General features: G+C 73.0%; 19 protein-coding genes. 11 read left to right on the top strand and 8 right to left on the bottom strand.

Features of this window, described 5'->3' with window-relative positions:
• Positions 1–14: 14 nt before the first annotated feature.
• From ACZ6I1_RS01540 to ACZ6I1_RS01530, 3 genes are all read right to left on the bottom strand, one after another.
• Positions 15–788 carry a YqjF family protein gene (locus ACZ6I1_RS01540; protein WP_469281881.1) on the bottom strand — a complete coding sequence of 258 codons (774 nt, stop codon included), beginning with the start codon at positions 786–788 and terminating at the stop codon, positions 15–17.
• A 25-nt stretch (positions 789–813) separates the two neighbouring features.
• On the bottom strand, positions 814–1,482 hold the full coding sequence (locus ACZ6I1_RS01535) for a DUF899 domain-containing protein (RefSeq protein ID WP_469281880.1): 669 nt from the start codon (positions 1,480–1,482) through the stop codon (positions 814–816).
• 199 nt (positions 1,483–1,681) lie between these two features.
• Positions 1,682–2,278 carry a TetR family transcriptional regulator gene (locus ACZ6I1_RS01530; protein ID WP_469281878.1) on the bottom strand — a complete coding sequence of 199 codons (597 nt, stop codon included), beginning with the start codon at positions 2,276–2,278 and terminating at the stop codon, positions 1,682–1,684.
• A gap of 115 nt (positions 2,279–2,393) precedes the next feature.
• On the opposite strand from ACZ6I1_RS01530, the gene ACZ6I1_RS01525 reads away from it, so the two are divergent.
• The 4 genes from ACZ6I1_RS01525 to ACZ6I1_RS01510 all read left to right on the top strand — a co-directional run bounded on the left by ACZ6I1_RS01525 (position 2,394) and on the right by ACZ6I1_RS01510 (position 5,155).
• Positions 2,394–3,248 (top strand): class I SAM-dependent methyltransferase, encoded by an 855-nt coding sequence (locus ACZ6I1_RS01525; protein WP_469281876.1) that lies wholly within the window; start codon positions 2,394–2,396, stop codon positions 3,246–3,248.
• Between the two features lie 96 nt (positions 3,249–3,344).
• Positions 3,345–3,869: a DM13 domain-containing protein gene (locus ACZ6I1_RS01520; RefSeq protein WP_469281874.1), complete on the top strand. Its 525-nt coding sequence runs from the start codon at positions 3,345–3,347 to the stop codon at positions 3,867–3,869.
• Between the two features lie 158 nt (positions 3,870–4,027).
• The gene (locus ACZ6I1_RS01515) at positions 4,028–4,756 is read left to right on the top strand and encodes a hypothetical protein (RefSeq protein ID WP_469281872.1); all 729 of its coding nucleotides are present in this window, start codon (positions 4,028–4,030) and stop codon (positions 4,754–4,756) included.
• Between the two features lie 27 nt (positions 4,757–4,783).
• Positions 4,784–5,155 carry a peptidase inhibitor family I36 protein gene (locus ACZ6I1_RS01510; protein ID WP_469282017.1) on the top strand — a complete coding sequence of 124 codons (372 nt, stop codon included), beginning with the start codon at positions 4,784–4,786 and terminating at the stop codon, positions 5,153–5,155.
• A 70-nt stretch (positions 5,156–5,225) separates the two neighbouring features.
• On the opposite strand, the gene ACZ6I1_RS01505 is transcribed toward ACZ6I1_RS01510, so the two are convergent.
• Entirely contained in the window at positions 5,226–5,579 is a 354-nt protein-coding gene (locus tag ACZ6I1_RS01505; protein ID WP_469281871.1) for a DUF6223 family protein, read from the bottom strand.
• A 229-nt stretch (positions 5,580–5,808) separates the two neighbouring features.
• On the opposite strand from ACZ6I1_RS01505, the gene ACZ6I1_RS01500 reads away from it, so the two are divergent.
• The 3 genes from ACZ6I1_RS01500 (at position 5,809) to ACZ6I1_RS01490 (ending at position 8,866) form a co-directional block, all read left to right on the top strand.
• Entirely contained in the window at positions 5,809–6,924 is a 1,116-nt protein-coding gene (locus ACZ6I1_RS01500) for a sensor histidine kinase (RefSeq protein ID WP_469281869.1), read from the top strand.
• Positions 6,921–7,586, top strand: coding sequence for a response regulator (locus tag ACZ6I1_RS01495; RefSeq protein ID WP_469281867.1), 666 nt, complete (start codon positions 6,921–6,923; stop codon positions 7,584–7,586). The genes ACZ6I1_RS01500 and ACZ6I1_RS01495 overlap by 4 nt, the downstream gene beginning before the upstream one ends.
• A 65-nt stretch (positions 7,587–7,651) precedes the next feature.
• Entirely contained in the window at positions 7,652–8,866 is a 1,215-nt protein-coding gene (locus tag ACZ6I1_RS01490; RefSeq protein ID WP_469281865.1) for a glycosyltransferase, read from the top strand.
• Positions 8,867–8,869: 3 nt separating this feature from the next.
• Here the strand turns inward: ACZ6I1_RS01490 and ACZ6I1_RS01485 are convergent, their stop codons facing one another.
• Both ACZ6I1_RS01485 and ACZ6I1_RS01480 read right to left on the bottom strand, forming a co-directional pair.
• Positions 8,870–9,304 carry a GNAT family N-acetyltransferase gene (locus tag ACZ6I1_RS01485; RefSeq protein ID WP_469282014.1) on the bottom strand — a complete coding sequence of 145 codons (435 nt, stop codon included), beginning with the start codon at positions 9,302–9,304 and terminating at the stop codon, positions 8,870–8,872.
• Positions 9,305–9,366: 62 nt separating this feature from the next.
• Positions 9,367–9,921 carry a hypothetical protein gene (locus tag ACZ6I1_RS01480; RefSeq protein WP_469281863.1) on the bottom strand — a complete coding sequence of 185 codons (555 nt, stop codon included), beginning with the start codon at positions 9,919–9,921 and terminating at the stop codon, positions 9,367–9,369.
• A 233-nt stretch (positions 9,922–10,154) separates the two neighbouring features.
• Between ACZ6I1_RS01480 and ACZ6I1_RS01475 the strand changes: the two genes are divergently transcribed.
• Both ACZ6I1_RS01475 and ACZ6I1_RS01470 read left to right on the top strand, forming a co-directional pair.
• Positions 10,155–11,507 (top strand): cytochrome P450 family protein, encoded by a 1,353-nt coding sequence (locus ACZ6I1_RS01475; RefSeq protein WP_469281861.1) that lies wholly within the window; start codon positions 10,155–10,157, stop codon positions 11,505–11,507.
• Between the two features lie 40 nt (positions 11,508–11,547).
• Positions 11,548–12,654: an amidohydrolase family protein gene (locus ACZ6I1_RS01470; RefSeq protein WP_469281859.1), complete on the top strand. Its 1,107-nt coding sequence runs from the start codon at positions 11,548–11,550 to the stop codon at positions 12,652–12,654.
• Between the two features lie 18 nt (positions 12,655–12,672).
• Here the strand turns inward: ACZ6I1_RS01470 and ACZ6I1_RS01465 are convergent, their stop codons facing one another.
• The gene (locus tag ACZ6I1_RS01465) at positions 12,673–13,977 is read right to left on the bottom strand and encodes an MFS transporter (protein ID WP_469281857.1); all 1,305 of its coding nucleotides are present in this window, start codon (positions 13,975–13,977) and stop codon (positions 12,673–12,675) included.
• Positions 13,974–15,338 (bottom strand): MBL fold metallo-hydrolase, encoded by a 1,365-nt coding sequence (locus ACZ6I1_RS01460; RefSeq protein WP_469281855.1) that lies wholly within the window; start codon positions 15,336–15,338, stop codon positions 13,974–13,976. Before ACZ6I1_RS01460 ends, ACZ6I1_RS01465 begins: the two co-directional genes overlap by 4 nt.
• A gap of 86 nt (positions 15,339–15,424) precedes the next feature.
• Between ACZ6I1_RS01460 and ACZ6I1_RS01455 the strand changes: the two genes are divergently transcribed.
• The gene (locus ACZ6I1_RS01455; protein ID WP_469281852.1) at positions 15,425–16,093 is read left to right on the top strand and encodes an ArsR/SmtB family transcription factor; all 669 of its coding nucleotides are present in this window, start codon (positions 15,425–15,427) and stop codon (positions 16,091–16,093) included.
• Positions 16,048–16,653 (top strand): RNA 2',3'-cyclic phosphodiesterase, encoded by a 606-nt coding sequence (gene thpR / locus ACZ6I1_RS01450; protein WP_469281849.1) that lies wholly within the window; start codon positions 16,048–16,050, stop codon positions 16,651–16,653. Before ACZ6I1_RS01455 ends, thpR begins: the two co-directional genes overlap by 46 nt.
• Positions 16,654–16,701 lie beyond the last annotated feature (48 nt).

Raw genomic sequence — 16,701 nt, 5'->3', positions numbered from 1 at the left:
GGGAGGAGCACGCGTCAGGGGGTCGGGATGCCACCGGGGCGGCGCGGCGGGCGCCCGAAGCGGACGGCGACGCCGGGCGAGTACAGGACGCTCACGGGCGGCTCGGTCGGGGCGGGCAGGCCCGCGGCGGCGACCAGGTTCTCTTCGCAGTGGAGGAGTTCGGCACGGTGCAGCGGCCAGCAGGGGTGGGCGTTCGGGAGGTAGAGCGGCCGTCCGAAGAAGGCGCTGTGCATGCCCCAGCGGGCGGTGAGGAAGTGCTCGAGCGGCGTGGGGTCCTCGATCCGCTCCCCGATGCGCACGGCGATCCTGCTGTGCGCACCCCGCGGGCCGGGCCGGCGCCGGGTGCTGGTGTACGTCACGGTGGCCCCGTCGTGGCGTACGGCCATCCGCGACCAGTGGTACGGCAGGCGGAAGACGGACCGGGCGACGGCCACGGGGATCAGGCGGGCGGCGTCGAGCGAGAGGAAGACCACGCCGCGCCGGCCGCGGGCGTCCACGGAGTAGAGCCGGACGTTGGTCTCCGGGAAACTGCCGAGGTAGGGGACGCCGGGCAGGCGGAACCATCCGACGCGGTGCATCCGGAACGCGACGAGGCCGACGTACGTGACGCCGTCCAGCGTGTCGGGCACCGTGCCGGGCGCGAGCAGCGGGGCGACGTCGGCGGGGTCCGCGGCCCAGTGCAGGAAGGCCAGGTCGAGCCAGGACTGCGTGATCAGCGGACGGTCCGCGGCGTGCGGCGGATCGGCCGTGATGGGCTGCGGATCGACGGCGGGCGGCGTCTGCGGCATCGTTCCAGTATCGCGCTGCGCGCCGTCATCCTCTCGGGTAGGCGTCGTGCCAGTTCCACCACTCGTACGGCGGGGTCTGGGGGTAGCCCTCGGGCGAGTCCTCCCAGGTCTCCTGGCGCCCGAGCGCGGTCATGTCGAGGTAGCTCCACGTGCTCCCCAGCGCCTCGTCACCGCGGACGTTGATGAAGTAGGTGCGGAACACGCTGTCGCCCTCGCGGAGGAACGCGTTCGTGCCGTGCCACTCGTCCACACCGAAGTCGGCGTCGAACTCGTCGGTGATCGTGTACCAGCGCATGGTCCAGCCCATCCGCTCCTTCACCCGCCGGATGTCCTGCTGCGGGGCCCGTGAGGCGAAGACGAGAGCGGTGTCGCGGGCGTTCAGATGGGCCGGGTGGCCCACGTGGTCGGCCACCATGGAGCAGCCGACGCAGGCGTGGTCGGGCCAGCCGGACACGCCGGGCTCGAAGAAGGCGCGGTAGACGATCAGCTGGCGACGGCCCTCGAACAGGTCGAGCAGACTCGCCCTGCCCTCGGGCCCGTCGAACGCGTACTCCTTCTCCACCGCCTGCCACGGCATCCGCCGGCGCTTCGCGGCCAGTGCGTCACGGGCGCGGGTCAGCTGCTTCTCCTCCACGAGCAGCTCCTGGCGTGCGGCCTCCCATTCCTGCGGCGAAACGATCGGGGGTGTCTTCATGGTGACGTCACCTTCCGGTCCGTGTCGGGCGGTCTCCCCCTGTCCAGGGTCGGCCGCCTCCGGCAGGGGCGCACGTCCGCGCCGTGCCGGTCCGCAAGCCGGCGGGTTCCCGTCCGGCTCCGTCTTTGCGGCCGTGCGGCGTGGCGCAGGGCTGCGGTCCGGTACGCAGGGTGACCGGCGCGGCTTCCCGGCCGGCGCCTCAGCGCCCGGCGCCGCCGAGCAGGAGGGTCAGCAGCCGCCCCGTGGTGGTCTCCGGTTCCTCGCCGCGGCCGGGAACACGGGTCATCAGCAGGTGGTGGACCGTGCCGACGAGCGCGAGCGCGATCGTGGCCGCGTCGGCTTCCGCGGGCAGGCGGCCGCCGCGCTGCTCGGCCTCCAGGTACACGGTGAACGCCCGGTGGATCGCGTCGAACGCGGGTGCGCCGGCCTCGAAGCCCTCCCGGGTGTGCAGCGCGGCTCCGGGGCGGGTCAGCGCCAGCCCCACCACCGCCGGGGGCAGGGACTCCAGCAGGCCGAGGACGACCTCCTGAAGGTTGGCCGCCACCGTGGCCCGCCCCACCTGCGCCTCCAGTGCCTCGGCCCGGCGGGCGCTGCGGGCGAACCGGTCCAGGACCAGCTCGGCGACGAACTCGTCCAGCCCGGCGAAGTGCGCGTGCAGCACGCCCTTGCCGCAGTCCGCCTCCGCAGTGATCGCGCGGCTGGTCAGGCCCGCCGCGCCGTCGCGGGCCACCACCCGCTCCGCGGCCGCGAACAGCCGCTCGCGCAAGTCGGTAATCGCCACTCCACGAGGTGACACAACGGCCCCTTTCCTCAAGCCCATTGCATGTATGGGCGATCGCCCATACTGTTTGGGCACTTGCCCATACTAGGGCCGGGCGCCGTGGTGCGCTCCGGCGGGAGGGAGTTCACCCATGGGTCGATTCGCCAACACCGCACAGGCCGAGGCGTGGAACGGCTACGAGGGCGAGCAGTGGGCCCGCAGCTGGGAACGCTGGGACGCCGTCAACGACGGCTTCAACCAGCCCCTTCTGGATGCCGCGGCCGTCTCGGAAACCGACCGCGTACTGGACATCGGCTGCGGGGCCGGCCGCACCACCCGCCTGGCGGCCCTGCGCGCCGGGCGCGGCAGCGCACTGGGCCTGGACCTGTCCGGCCCCATGCTCGAACGGGCTCGGGCCGGCGCCCTGCGCGAAGGCCTGGAGAACGCCTCTTTCGTCCAGGGCGACGCGCAGGTCCACCCCTTCGAAGCCGCCGCCTTCGACGTGGCCGTCAGCCGCTACGGCATGACCTTCTTCACCGACCCCGTCGCCGCGTTCGCCAACCTCCACCGCGCCCTGCGGCCCGGCGGCCGGCTGGCGTTCATCTGCGCGGCCGAAGCCGAGGCGAACGAGTGGCTCCAGGCGCTGGCCTCGCTCGACGAGATCCTGCCGCTCGGCGGGTTCGGCGAACCGGGCGCGCCCGGCATGTTCTCGCTCACCTCACCCGACCGCATTCGTACGCTGCTCACCGCGAGCGGCTTCGTCGGAGTCGGCGTACAGCGGGTCGAGGCCCGCGGGAACTGGGGAGCCGACGCGGAGGACGCCGCCGCGTTCCTGCTGGACTCCGGCCCCGGACGCCACCTGCTCGACCAGGTCGGGCCCGAGGCGCAGGCCGAGGCGGGCCGGGCGCTGACCGGCGCCCTGCGCGGCTACGAGGCCGGCGGAGCGGTGTGGTTGCGCAGCAGTTCCTGGCTGGTCACCGCCGCCGCGGGGCCGTCCCGGAATTGACGTAAGCCTTTCGTCATCAGGAAGGGCCTGGTCCCGGGGGTGCCGGTCCCCTTGAATGGGGGAAACGGTTCCGTTCCGGGAGGACTGGCAGTGGCAATGACGAAGCGGGGCGGCAGGAGGCTCGCCGGGATCCTGGTCCTGGCGATGCTGGCGCTGGGCGCCGGCCTGTACTGGTTCCAGCCGTGGAAGCTGTGGCAGGACGCGACGGTCCGCGAAGCGCTCCCCGCTGCGGCGCCGCCCGTCGGCCCCTCCCCCACGTCGGCGGCGCCGAAGACCGTGGCCGAGGGCACCTTCATCAGCCACGAGCACACCACCACGGGCACCGTGAAGCTGATCCGCCTCGCGGACGGCTCCCACACCCTCCGGCTGGAGAACCTCGACACGAGCAACGGCCCCGACCTGCGCGTGCTGCTCACCGACGCCCCGGTGAAGGAGGGCGCCGCCGGCTGGCAGGTGTTCGACGACGGCAAGCACGTCAGCCTCGGCATGCTCAAGGGCAACAAGGGCGACCAGAACTACGAGATCCCGCCCACGGTGAACCTGGCCGACTATTCCAGCATCAGCGTCTGGTGCGACCGCTTCGACGTCTCCTTCGGCGCGGCGGTGCTCAAGCAGGTGTGACCACATCCCCCCACGCATGATCCGCCGCGGGGCGGCCCTCCCGAAAGGGCCGCCCCGCGGTGCGTTACGCAGAACGCCGCGCGTTCGGGTGTGACCTTTGGCCGCGGCGGTCGTTCACCGGCCGTGAGGAAGATCATCATCGCCCGGCGGGGCGGGCCATGCGACTGAGCCGTGCCCTGTGTGCCGCGGCCGTGGCCCTGTTGCTCACGGGCTGCTCCGAGGCGCGCCCGGGATCCCCCCGCTCCGGCATCCCGTCCGGTGAGCAGGGACAGGACGACCTGATCAAGTCCGCGCAGCGCGCCCTCGTGACCCGCTGCCTCGCCGGGCAGGGGCTGACCCTGCCGGCCGCGAGCGAACGGCAGGCCGCGAGCGAACGGCAGGCCTCCACCGCCGAGGGCAAGCGGCTCCAGGCCGCCCTCTTCGGCACGGACCCCCGCGAGCTCTCCCTCACCCTGTCCACCGGATACACCGTCACCGCCAACACCGACGGCTGCCTCGCGCACGCCCAGCGGGCCCTCTACGGCGATCAGAAGCGGTGGTTCCAGGCCGAGGTGGTCGTCAACAACCTGCGTGCGGAAGCCCAGGCCCGGCTCGGTACCGACTCCGGTTACCGCGCCGCCCTGGCCCGCCGGACGCGCTGCACCGACCAGCCGCCCGGCACCCCACCGGAACGCACCCCGCCGGAACGCTCCGAGCCGGCCCGCACCGACCACTGCGACCGCGACAGCGGACTGGCCGAGATCAGGGCCCGCCTCGAACCGGCCCTGCTGGCCGAGGTACGTGCCGAACGGCGCGAGGAGCTGACCGCCTACCAACGGCTGCGTACGGTCGCCCTGCGACGCGCCGCCGGCCTGACCTCCTCCTCCATCCCCACTCCCCTTCCCTAGCACCGAAAGGACCCACCCCTCATGACCATGAAGCGCGTCTTCACGTCCGCCGCCGTGGCACTCCTCGCCATGGCCGGAGCCCTGGCCGCCGCCACGCAGGCCGGCGCGGCCGACTGCCCCAGCGGACACTTCTGCGCATGGGAGCACGCCAACTTCGACGGCCAGCGCGCCAACTGGTCCGGTGATGACGGCTGGTGGGAGAGCTGGATCGCCGACGAGGACTCCTCGTGGGCCAACCACGGCATCTCGGGTCCGGGGATCAAGGACCACGTCAAGGTGTACTCCAGGGCCAGCCAGGGCGGACACATGACCATCTGTCTGGCCCCGGGCCAGGAGGTCGGCTTCAACGGAGCCGCGAACGACAACGGCGACTCCCACACCTGGGCGATGGGCTGCTGAGGGCACGGCCCTGCGCTCCACCTCGGGCCGCACGAGTCCACGGCCACAGGCCCGGACCCGTGCGGCCGGCTCAGCCGGTGCGGCGCGAGCGGGTCAGGGCCAGCCCCGCGAGGGCCGCGCCGGCCAGCCCCAGCAGCAGGGCCACGAAGGCCCCGCCGAGGCCGTTGCCGGTGCCCAGACCGCCATCGGAAGTGGCCACGATCAGACTCCCGAGCGCCGTGCCGATCAGGGCCAGCAGCAGGGCGACGACGGCCGGACCGCGCCCGCTGCCTGAGCCGATGCGACCGGCGGAGCGCAGCGCCCGCCCTGCGATGACGACGGCGGCCAGCCCGAGCAAGCCTCCCGCGAGGGCCCCGAGTCGCCCGGAGCTCATGGCGTACACACTGGCGGCCGTCGGTGCGTCAAGCATCATGCGAACTGACATGGCCTGCTCCTCCTGCTGTGACTGGACTGCTGTGGACTCGACTGGATCGATCGTGTCCGCCGGGCCCGCCGCCCGTCGTCCGCCGGACGCGGTCACTTCGCCCTGCCGCCGACGCCGCATCCGCCTACCGCGGACGCTGCGGGAGCCGCGGAGATACCGCGTGCGCGGTAGTCGGCCGATCGTCCGCTCGTACGATCCGCCCGCGGGGACATCCGGCTAGGGTGCGGACATGAGCAGGAGATCCATCGGTAGGGGTGACTGGGCGATCGCCGTCGGCGTAGCCGTGATCCTGCTGGTCACCGGGCTGTCCGGGCAGCATGACGCCGCGGGGACCGAGCTGCTCGGCTTCGCGCTGCTGGTGGTCGGCGGCCTGGCGCTGGCCGCACGCCGCCGTACGCCGGTTCCCGTCCTGGCCGTCACGGGGCTGTGCGCGCTGGGTTACCAGGCCGTGGGTTTCGACGTACCGGCCGTCGCGTACCTGTTCGCGGTGTACGCGGCCGTACGGGCCGGGCACCGCACCGTCACGGTGGTGGCGAGCGTGATCGTGCTGGCGGCCCTCCCGCTCGCCGCCCTGGCCTCGGGGCTGCACGACACGGGCGAGGCGTTCGCGCAGGCCCGAGGGGCCCTCGAGGTGGCCTGGCTGATCGCCGCCGGCGCCGCGGGGGAAGCGCTGCGGCAGGCCGAACGGCGGGCGGACGAAGCCGAGCGCACCCGGGAGGAGACCGCGCGGCACCGCGCCGATGAGGAGCGGCTGCGCATCGCGCGAGAGCTGCACGATTCGCTCACCCACCAGATCTCCATCATCAAGGTGCAGTCCGAGGTGGCCGTACACGTGGCCCGCAAGCGCGGCGAGCAGGTGCCGGAGGCGCTGCTGGCCATTCAGGCGGCGGGCCGCGAGGCGACGCGGGAGCTGCGCGCGACCCTGGAGGCGCTGCGCGACGACGACACCGCCCCGCCGCGCGGGCTCGACCACGTACCGGAACTGGTGGAAGGGGCCCGTTCCGTCGGCCTGGACGCCTCGCTGACGATCGAGGGACGGCGACACGACGTGCCGGCCGCCGTGGACCGGACGGTCTACCGGATCGTCCAGGAGTCGCTCACCAACATCTCCCGGCACGCGGACGCCGCCACCGCGTCGGTGCGCATCGACTGCCGTCCGGACGCCGTCGCGGTACGCATCGACGACGACGGCAAGGCCCTGCCCGGCACCGCCGCGACGCCCGGTGTCGGACTCCTCGGCATGCGCGAACGGGTCACCGCCCTCGGCGGCCGGCTGCGTGCGGAACCGCGTGCGGAGGGCGGTTTCACCGTCCAGGCCGAACTCCCCGTGGACCGGTCGTCGTGATCCGTGTCCTGCTGGTCGACGACCAGCCGCTCATCCGCAGCGGATTCCGCGCGCTCCTCGACCTCGAGGACGACATCGAGGTGGTGGCCGAGGCCGGCGACGGGAAGGCGGGCGTGGCCCTGGCCAGGGAGCACCTGCCCGACATCGCTCTCGTCGACATCCAGATGCCGGTGATGGACGGCATCGAGGCGACCCGGCTCATCGCGGCGGACCCGGCCCTGGCCGGGGTGCACGTCGTCATCCTGACCAACTACGGCTTGGACGAGTACGTCTTCGACGCGCTGCGCGCCGGGGCCGCGGGGTTCCTCGTCAAGGACATCCTGCCGGAGGACTTCCTGCACTCCGTACGGGTCGCCGCGCGCGGCGACGCCCTGCTCGCGCCCTCCATCACGCGCACGCTCATCAACCGGTACGTGACCCAGCCCCGCGACGCCGGCACCGCGGCCGGTCAGTTCGAAGAGCTGACCAACCGGGAACGCGAGGCCGTCGTCCTGGTCGCGCAGGGCCTGTCCAACGGCGAGATCGCCGACCGCATGGTGATCAGTCCGATGACGGCGAAGACCCACGTCAACCGGGCCATGGCCAAACTTCATGCCCGCGACCGTGCCCAACTCGTCGTACTCGCCTACGAATCCGGCCTCGTCACCCCCCGCACCTCCTGACGCCCCGGGCGTGTTGCAGAATCACTGGCCGAGGCCGGTACCTGCGGACACGGGGAGTCCAGGACATGCGCGTGTTGCTGTCGACGTACGGATCGCGCGGCGACGTCGCACCGCTGGTGGGACTCGCGGTGCGGCTGCGGGAGTTCGGCGCGCAGGTGCGGGTGTGCGCACCTCCGGACGAGGAGTTCGCGGCGCTGCCGGCCGGTTTTGGCGTGGAGCTGGTGCCCTTCGGGCCGGCGGTGCGCGCGCTGGTGACCGGGGCCGCGCCGGCGGCGGGCGGTCCGCCGCGGCGCGCGGCCGAGTTGGTCGCCGCGCATTTCGACACGGTGGCCGCCGCGGCCGAGGGATGCGATGTGCTGGTGGCGGCCGGCTTGATGCCGGCCGGTCTGCGGTCGGTGGCCGAGCACCTGGGCATCCGCTATGTGTACGCGTGCTTCCATCCCTTCGAACTGCCGTCGCCGCACTACCGGCCTTCGTTGCGGCCCGGCCGCCCGAACCCGCCGGAGGTGACCGGCCACCGGGCACTGTGGGACCTGGACGCCGAGCGCGTGAACGCGATGTACGCGGAGCCCCTCAACACGCACCGGGCGTCGCTCGGCCTGCCACCGGTGGACAACGTCCGCGACCACGTCTTCACCGACCGGCCGTGGCTGGCGGTGGACCCGGCCCTCGGCCCGTGGCAGGAGCTGACCGACCTCGACGTCATCCAGACGGGCGCGTGGATCCTGCCGGACGAACGCCCGCTGCCGGACGAGCTGGTGGCGTTCCTGGACGCCGGCGCACCCCCGGTGTACGTGGGCTTCGGCAGCATGCCGATGCGCACCGCGCCGGACGTGGCCCAGGTGGCCGTGGAGGCGGTCCGCGCGCAGGGCCGGCGGGTACTCGTCGGGCGCGGCTGGGCCGGCCTGGCCCCGGCCGGCGACGAGGACGACTGCTTCACCGTCGGCGAGGTCAACCACCAGGCGCTGTTCGGCCGGGTGGCCGCCGTCGTGCACCACGGGGGTGCCGGTACGACGACGACGGCTGCCCGGGCGGGCGCGCCGCAGGTGGTGGTCCCCCAGATGGTGGACCAGCCGTACTGGGCGGGCCGGGTCTCCGACCTGGGCATCGGCGCGGCGCACGACGGCCCCGTTCCGACCGCCGGGTCCCTGTCCGCCGCGCTCGGGGCCGCTTTGGCTCCCGGGACCCGCGCTCGGGCCAGGGCGATGGCCGGTGCGATCCGTACGGACGGGACGACGGTGGCCGCGAAACTGCTGCTCGATGGTGGAGCCTCCTGCTGACCGCTACCGATCGGCGGCCGGCAGGCGCAGCATGTAGATGTCGATCGGGTCCTGGGACTCCACCGTGAAGCCGTGGCGCTCGTACAGGCGCCGGGCGGCGCTGCCCTGGAGGACGTTCAGGCGGACGGGTACGCCGTCGGCGTCGGTCGCGTCCAGGAGCGTGCGCAGGACGGCCGAGCCGAGCCCCCGGCCCTGGGCGCCGGGGGCGAGGTAGAAGTGCTCCAGCCACTGCCCGCCCTCGGACGGGCGCAAGGTGACACAGCCGGCGAAGGCGCCGTCGGACACGATGACCGACGTGTGCCGCGGGGAAAAGGAATCGTGCAGCCGCTGACGGACGTAGTGCTCGTCGAACCGGCCCAACCGCTCCAGGTCCGGGCGCATGACCACGGCCCGCAGCTCCGCGATCGTCTCGACATCCGCGGGCTCCGCGGGGCGCAGGGCCCATCCGGTCGTCTTCGTACGCGTGTCCACGGCCGGATTATGTCAGTGGGTCGTGTGGGTTACGTGGGCAGTGTGGGGCGGGTGGTGCCGGGGCGGCAGATCACCTTCGGGTTGTACGTCTCGTACGTTCCCAGGGGGTTCTTCTTCCACAGCCACAGGTGCAGCGCGTAGTGGACCGGCTGGCCCGGGAAGTGGCCGCGCTGCGGGCCCTTGAACGGGGTACCGAACAGGCTGGGCCGGTCGTCGTCCGTAGCCAGGTCCTGGTCGCGGTCGTAGACCATCCACTGCACGCCGACGAGGCGCTTGCCGCCGCGCCCGTCGTCCTCGTAGAACAGCGCGGTGGGCTTCGCCGGGTCCAGGGAATTGTCGAGCGCGTGGTTGAAGTGCGGGTAGCCGAGCGCGCCCGGTCCCTGCTTGTTGACGACGCAGTACTTGTCCGGCACGTAGCCCGCCTCCACCGCCTTGGCGTGCTGGTGGAACCTGGCGGTGGCCTCGTACGTGATCGCGCGGTCGGCCGCGCCCCGGCCCGGGTCGGCTCCGGCCGCGGGGGCGGCGGCGAGCGCCAGGGTCAGCGCGGCGGTGATCGTGAGGGCCGGGGGGAGGCTTCGGGCCATGTTCGGACTCCTTGGGTCGGGCTGACTACTTGAGCAGCCTGTCCCGCGATCCCTCCGCCCGCCACACCGTGCGACAGGTCGGCTGACCGCCGCGCGGGTGACGGCGGCCGGGCCGTCCCGTACCCGGTCGGGGTGGAAGCGGCTCACTCCATCGAGCCACGGGGGTTTCACGCCACGCCCCTCCAGGGAACCGGTGTGTCCGCAGAACTCGAGTGTCACGGAGGGTGCGGAACATGACGCAGGAGAACGCGACACCGAACGCGCACGGGCACGGGCCCGGGCCCGGGCAAGGTGCCATCGGCGACCTCGTGTCGGCCGTGTCCAGGGGCGCGCCGGAGTACCGGTCCTGTCCCCATCCCGTCTACGCCGCCCTGCGCGAGCAGGCCCCGGTGTGCCGGCTGACGCCTCCGCACGGGGTCGACACGTACCTCATCACTCGCTACGAAGACGCCCGCGACGCGCTGTCCGACCCGCGCTTCAGCAAGGACATGCGCGGGGCGATCGACACCTACCACGCCGTGTACGGCAGCTTCTTCGACGCCCTCGACGACAACGTCCTGAACTCGGACCCGCCCCGGCACACGCGTCTGCGCCGGGTCCTCCGGAGCGGGTTCACCCCCCGGCGGGTGGAGGAGATGCGGCCGAAGGTGACCGCGATCGCCGAGGCCCTTCTCGGAGCGTGCGGCAAGAGCGACCCGGTCGATCTGATGGCGTCGTTCGCGTTCCCGCTCCCCATCGCGGTCCTGTGCGACCTGATGGGCATCTCCGAAGGGGACCGTCCCGAGATCCTGGCGCACTTCGGGGTGGTCTCGCGCGCCAGGTTCGATCCCCGGATGGGGGCGGAACTGCAGGCGGCGGAGGAGTGGCTGCGCGACCGGCTGGCCCGGCTCATCGCGTACACGCGCGCCCATCCGTCGGACTCGTTCCTCAGCGACCTGATCCGGGCGGAGGAGGAGCTGGACGACGCCGAACTGATCTCTTCGCTGTGGGTGCTCTTCTTCGCCGGGCACAAGACGACCGCGTTCCAGATCGGCAACTCCGTGCTGAACCTGCTGCTCCATCCGGATCAGCTGGAGAAGCTCCGGAAGGACCCGGGGCTGATTCCGCGGGCGGTCGAGGAGATCGTCCGGTTCGAGGGATCCGTGGAGACGTCGACGTTCCGGTACGCGACGCAGGACGCGGAGGTCCGGGGAACGGTGATCCCCAAGGGCTCGCTCGTGCAGATCGCCATCACCTCGGCGAACCGCGACCCGGAGAAGTTCGACCGCCCCGACACCCTGGACGTGACGCGCGAGGGCCTCCAGAGCACGCACCTGGGCTTCGGCCACGGCACGCACTACTGCCTGGGCGCGCCCTTGGCACGGCTCGAGCTCGAGATCGCCCTGTCCTGCCTGCTGCGGGAATTCCCGGAGATGGAACTGGCGGACGCGCAGGCCGCCAAGGGGGCATGGCTCAAGGGGCCGATGCCGGCGTTCCGGGGGCTCCAGGAGCTCCGGCTCGTCCTGGAGCCGGCCCGGCCTGCCCCCAAGGACGCCGAGCCCGCGGTCCCCATGACCTCCGTGGCCTCCGTGGTTTCCGGAAACTGACCGACCAACTGACCCAGCCCCGACGGACGGTGGATTTGGCATGACAGATTCCGCGAGCACCTCCAGGCTCGGCCTCCTCGGAATGCCGACGGAAGAACCGCTGACCGCCGCCGCGGGCTCCACTGCGGGCGCCGAGGACAGCGTCGGCCTCGCCCGGGACTCCTCCGCCCCGGGCCCGGCGGAAGCCCACGCGGCACTGGTCAAGATCGACATGCACCATCACTACTGCGCACCGGAATGGCGCGAATGGGCCGCACGGCACGGGCTGGTCAAACCGGAGAAACTGCCTCCGTGGTCACGGCTCGACACCGAGGCCTCGATCGGCTTCATGGACCGCGCGGGCATTTCGACGGCCGTCCTCAAGCCCATGCTGCCGGCGCGCTACCGCTCCTCGGCACAGCTGCGTGAAGCGATCAACATCACCCTCCAGTCGATGCTCGAGGTGGCGAGTTCTCATCCGGGACGGTTCTCGTTCTACGTGCCGCTCTTCCTCGACGATGCGGACGCGTCGTCCTGGGCCGTACGCCGCGGGCTCGGGCAGCTCGGCGCGGTCGGCGTGAACGTGACGGCCAACTACGGCGGTGTCTACCTCGGCGATCCCACCTACGACCGGGTGTTCCACGAGCTGAACGACCATTGCGCCGTGGTCGACACCCATCCCCACAACCTCCCGGACGGCACCCCCGGGGCGATGACGGTTCCGGGCATTCCGAACTTCATGTGCGACTTCCTGCTGGACACGACGCGGGCCGCGGTGAACATGATCGCCCACCGGACGCTCGACCGTTTCCCGGACCTCTCCGTCATCCTGCCCCACGCCGGAGGCTTCGTTCCGTACATCGCCGGCCGCCTGGAGGCACTCGGACGGTTCTGCGACCCGCCCCTCGAACCCGCCGCCGTCCGCGAGCACTTGCGACGCTTCTACTACGACACGGCCGGCCCCATGGCGGGCGCCTCGACCCTCCTCGACCACGTGCCCGCCGACCACCTCCTCTTCGGCACGGACTGGCCCGCCGCCCCAGCCGACACGGTGACGAACCTGGCGCTCCCCGCCCTGGAGTCCGACCCCGCCTTCAGCCCGGACCAACTGCGGGGGATCTACCACGACAACGCACTGCGCCTGATCCCTCAACTGGCCAGCGTCTGACCGCCGTGGAAGATGACGTCAAGGAGACAGAACCCGGCCGGCCGCGGGGCGCGGGTGGGTTTCGTACATGCGGATCGCGACCACCAGGCCGGAGGCCGCGGTGAGGGCGGCGACCGTCCAGGTGGCGGTGGTCAGGCCGTATGCGGCGGCGAGGGCTCCGGCCAGCAGGGCGCCGACGGCGAAGCCGCCGTCCCGCCACAGGCGGTAGACGCCGACGGAGCGGGCGCGCCAGGCGGGGTGGGCGACGTCGCCGATGACGGCGAGGAGGGTCGGGTAGACGAGGGCGGTGCCGATGCCGAGGAGGACCTGGGCCACGGCCCAGACGGGGAAGGCCGTTCCGGCGGCGACCAGGGAGAGGGCGGCGGCCTGGAGCAGCATGCCCGCGGTGATGAGGCGTTTGCGGCCGACGCGGTCGGACCACCAGCCGGTGAGGAGTTGGCCCGCGCCCCATACCGCGGGGTAGACGGCGGCCAGGACGCCGATCTGCGCGAGGGACAGCCCGTGGGCGGCGAAGAGCAGCGGGAAGATGCCCCAGGCGAGGGCGTCGTTCAGGTTGTTGACCATGCCTGCCTGGCTGGCGGCGGACAGCGCCTTGTCGGTGAAGCTGGTGCGGCGGGCGACCTGGGCGGTCGTCAGGGCCGTTTCGGCGGCGGTCCGGACGGGGTGGAGGGCTGCTTCGGCGCGGGCGTGGGCGCGGGTCTCCCGGACGAGGAGGGTGGACATGCCGAGGCCGAGGGCGGCGTAGGCGGCGCCGAGGAGGAACGGTTCGGGGCGCAGGCCGTGGTGGGCGGCGATGGCTCCGGTGGCCAGGGAGGTGGCCGCGACCGCGACGTATCCGGCGGCTTCGTTGAAGCCCATGGCGAGTCCCCGGCGTTCGGGACCTGCCAGGTCGATCTTCATGATGACGGTGGTGGACCAGGTCAGGCCCTGGGAGGCGCCGAGGAGGATGTTCGCCGCGACGATCCACGCCCAGGCCGGGCCCCAGGCCAGCATGGCGGGGACGGGCAGGGCGATCAGCCAGCCCGCGATGAGCACGGGCTTGCGGCCGTAGCGGTCCGAGAGGGTGCCGGCGAAGAAGTTGACGGCCGCCTTGGTGGCGCCGAAGGCCAGGATGTAGGTCAGCGAGAACGCGGACGCGGCCAGGTGGAAGACCTGGTCGGCGAGGAGCGGCAGGACCACGCGCTCCTGACCGAGCATGCCGCCCACGAGTGCGTTGACGGCGACGAGCAGGGTGAACTGGGCGAGGTTGGCGCGCAGCCCGAGCCGGATGCCCGGTTCGGCTCCGGGGTCCGCGGCGGGCTGGGCGGGAGCGGGGCCGGTCACTCGCCCTCCTGGAGCGCGCGGCCGGTCGCCCGGGCCCAGTCGCCGGGGCCGCCGTCGAGGACGGCGAGGTCGCGGTGCCGGGCGCGCTGGAGCAGGCTGGCGGCGGTCATGGCGCGTTCACCGTGCCCGCAGGCCACGACCGCACCGGCCGGAGCCTCGTCCGTGCGGGCCTGGAGGTCGCCGAGCTCGATGCCGATGGCGCCCGGGATGTGGCCGGCGGTGTGCTCGGCCCGCTGCCGGACGTCCAGCACCGGCCGCCCTTCGATCCGGCCGGCGGTAACGAAGGCGATCGTCTCGCGCGCGCCGCCCTCGGCGGTCCAGGCGTCCATGCCGCCGTCCAGGAATCCCGCCAGCTGTTCGTACCCGATCTTCAGCGCCTGCCAGGTGATCTCGGCGAGGTCCTGGCCGGGGGCGGTGACGAAGACGAGCGGGGCGTCGTCGGGCAGCAGCCAGCCCAGCCAGGTGGCGAACTGGTCCCGCAGCGGGATCGAGAGCGCGCCGGGAACGTGTCCGGCTGCGAAGTCGGCGGCGGGGCGTACGTCGACGAGCTGCGCGCCCTCGGCGAGCAGGGTGCGCACGCGCCGGGTGTCGAGCGCGGGCAGGAGCGGGGCGCCCGCGAGGACGGCGGGGCCGCGCCGGTTGACCTCGCCGAGCCGGCCGAAGTAGGTGGGGTAGGAGCCGAGGCTGCCCAGCAGGCGGGCCACGAAGGCGTCCTCGTCGGGTGCGGCCAGCAGGGGGTTGGCGTGTTTCTGGGCGCCGATGGTCGTGGTGCGTTCGGCGCCGGGCGGGGCGGAGCAGAAGGAGCCGGCACCGTGGGTGGGCCATACCGCCACGGCGTCGGGCAGCCGCGCCAGGCGCTGGAGCGAGCGGTACTGGGCGCGGGCCAGCTCCTCCGTGCGGTCGGCGCCGAGGAGGTCGGTGCGGGCGGCGGAGCCGACGATCAGCGAGCCGCCGGTGAAGACTCCGAGCTCCCGGCCGGCGTCGAGGAGGAGGAAGGACAGGTGCTCGTCGGTGTGGCCGGGCGTGGCCAGGGCCCGCAGCGTCAGCCCGCCCAGGTCGGCCTCGTCGCCGTCCCCCAGGCCGCGGTGGGCGAAGGCCCGCATCCCGGCCGCGGAGGCGAGCACGGCCGCGCCGTCGTCGTGGGCGAGCTGGAGGGCGCCGGAGAGGAAGTCGGCGTGCAGGTGGGTGTCGGCCGCGAACGCGACCCGCAGTCCGCGCCGGTCCGCCGCCGCGCGCAGGGCGCGCAGGTCCCGGGCGGCGTCGACGGCCAGCGCCCGGCCGTCGCCGAGGTCGACGAGGTAGGCGCTGTTGCCCAGACCGTGGTCGACCAGCGGTACGAGATGGTCGTCGGCGAATCCCATGAGTCCTCCAGGCGTCGGGATATGTGCCGTGTCGCTTCAGCACCCGCCCCTCCCTTACAATATTCCATGGATTTATGGAGGATGCCATGGGAGACCCCGCGCGCAAGACCGCGCTGTACGACGCCTTCGCCCGCACGGGCAAGGCACTGAGCAGCGGGAAGCGCCTGGAGCTGCTCGACTTGCTGGCCCAGGGGGAACGCACCGTCGACGCCCTCGCCAGGGCCGCCGCGCTCAACCTGACCACCGCCTCGGCGCACCTGCAGGCCCTCAAGCGGGCCGGGCTCGTCACCACTCGCCGCGACGGCGTACGCATCCACTACCGGCTCGCGGGTGACGACGTCGCGGCCCTGTACGCGCTCCTGCGCACCGTCGCCCGGACCCACCAGGCCTCCGTCGAGCCCGCCCGCAGGGCCTACCTCGGCACCGATCACGCCGAAGAGGTCAGCCGCGAGGACCTGCTCGCCCGCGCGCGGTCCGGCGAGATCGTGGTCCTCGACGTCCGCCCCGCGGAGGAGTACGCCGCCGGTCACATCCCGGGCGCGCTCTCCATCCCCGTCACCGAACTCGCCGAGCGCATCGCCGAACTCCCCGAGCACACGGAGGTCGTCGCGTACTGCCGGGGCGCCTACTGCGTCCTGGCCCACGACGCCGTACGCCTCCTGCACGCCCGCGGCCGCACGGCCGTCCGCCTCACCGACGGCATGCTGGAATGGCGCCTGGCAGACCTGCCCGTGGCCACCGGGAGCGCCGCGTGACCGTGCGGATATTCATCGCCCTCGCTCCGCCCGACGACGCCAAGGAGGAGCTGGCGCGGGAGCTGCGACCCGCCTACGACGCGTACCCGCGGATGCGGTGGAACCGGATCGAGGACTGGCACATCACCCTGGCGTTCCTCGGTGAGCTGCCGGTCGCGACCGTCCCCCTCCTGCGCCCGCCGCTCGCGGCCCTCGCCGCGGCGCACCGTCCCGTGCGGCTGGCACTGCGCGGCGGGGGGCACTTCGACGAGCGGGTGCTGTGGAGCGGGATCGACGGGGACCTCGACGGCCTGCACCTGCTCGCCACCGAGGTGCGTGCCGCCGTCAGGGAGTGCGGAGTCGCCTTCGAGGAGCGGCCGCTGCGCCCGCACCTGACGCTGGCCCGGTCCCGCCGCAACGCGCCGCCCCACGCGGTGGAGGCCGCCGCGGGACTCTCCGCGTTCGCCGGCCGCCCCTGGCAGGCCGAGCGCCTGCACCTGGTCGGCAGCAACATCGGCCGCGGCCCCGGGCCCATCCACTACCGCGACATCGAAGCGTGGAGCTTCGGCGGCGGGAGCTGAGCTGACGGCAGGTCGTGCGCATACGGGAGAGGCCCCGCCGGTGTCACA

It is taken from the genome of Streptomyces sp. NPDC046303, assembly GCF_055588085.1.
This window is presented reverse-complemented; position numbering and strand designations above follow the sequence as displayed.

Bases quoted from the DNA above. Each gene is read 5' to 3' on its own strand.
- ACZ6I1_RS01540 (WP_469281881.1), bottom strand. From the start codon at position 788: ATGCCGCAGACGCCGCCCGCCGTCGATCCGCAGCCCATCACGGCCGAT.
- ACZ6I1_RS01535 (WP_469281880.1), bottom strand. From the start codon at position 1,482: ATGAAGACACCCCCGATCGTTTCGCCGCAGGAATGGGAGGCCGCACGC.
- ACZ6I1_RS01525 (WP_469281876.1), top strand. From the start codon at position 2,394: ATGGGTCGATTCGCCAACACCGCACAGGCCGAGGCGTGGAACGGCTAC.
- ACZ6I1_RS01520 (WP_469281874.1), top strand. From the start codon at position 3,345: ATGACGAAGCGGGGCGGCAGGAGGCTCGCCGGGATCCTGGTCCTGGCG.
- ACZ6I1_RS01515 (WP_469281872.1), top strand. From the start codon at position 4,028: ATGCGACTGAGCCGTGCCCTGTGTGCCGCGGCCGTGGCCCTGTTGCTC.
- ACZ6I1_RS01510 (WP_469282017.1), top strand. From the start codon at position 4,784: ATGAAGCGCGTCTTCACGTCCGCCGCCGTGGCACTCCTCGCCATGGCC.
- ACZ6I1_RS01505 (WP_469281871.1), bottom strand. From the start codon at position 5,579: ATGTCAGTTCGCATGATGCTTGACGCACCGACGGCCGCCAGTGTGTAC.
- ACZ6I1_RS01500 (WP_469281869.1), top strand. From the start codon at position 5,809: ATGAGCAGGAGATCCATCGGTAGGGGTGACTGGGCGATCGCCGTCGGC.
- ACZ6I1_RS01490 (WP_469281865.1), top strand. From the start codon at position 7,652: ATGCGCGTGTTGCTGTCGACGTACGGATCGCGCGGCGACGTCGCACCG.
- ACZ6I1_RS01480 (WP_469281863.1), bottom strand. From the start codon at position 9,921: ATGGCCCGAAGCCTCCCCCCGGCCCTCACGATCACCGCCGCGCTGACC.
- ACZ6I1_RS01475 (WP_469281861.1), top strand. From the start codon at position 10,155: ATGACGCAGGAGAACGCGACACCGAACGCGCACGGGCACGGGCCCGGG.
- ACZ6I1_RS01470 (WP_469281859.1), top strand. From the start codon at position 11,548: ATGACAGATTCCGCGAGCACCTCCAGGCTCGGCCTCCTCGGAATGCCG.
- ACZ6I1_RS01460 (WP_469281855.1), bottom strand. From the start codon at position 15,338: ATGGGATTCGCCGACGACCATCTCGTACCGCTGGTCGACCACGGTCTG.
- ACZ6I1_RS01455 (WP_469281852.1), top strand. From the start codon at position 15,425: ATGGGAGACCCCGCGCGCAAGACCGCGCTGTACGACGCCTTCGCCCGC.
- thpR (WP_469281849.1), top strand. From the start codon at position 16,048: ATGGCGCCTGGCAGACCTGCCCGTGGCCACCGGGAGCGCCGCGTGACC.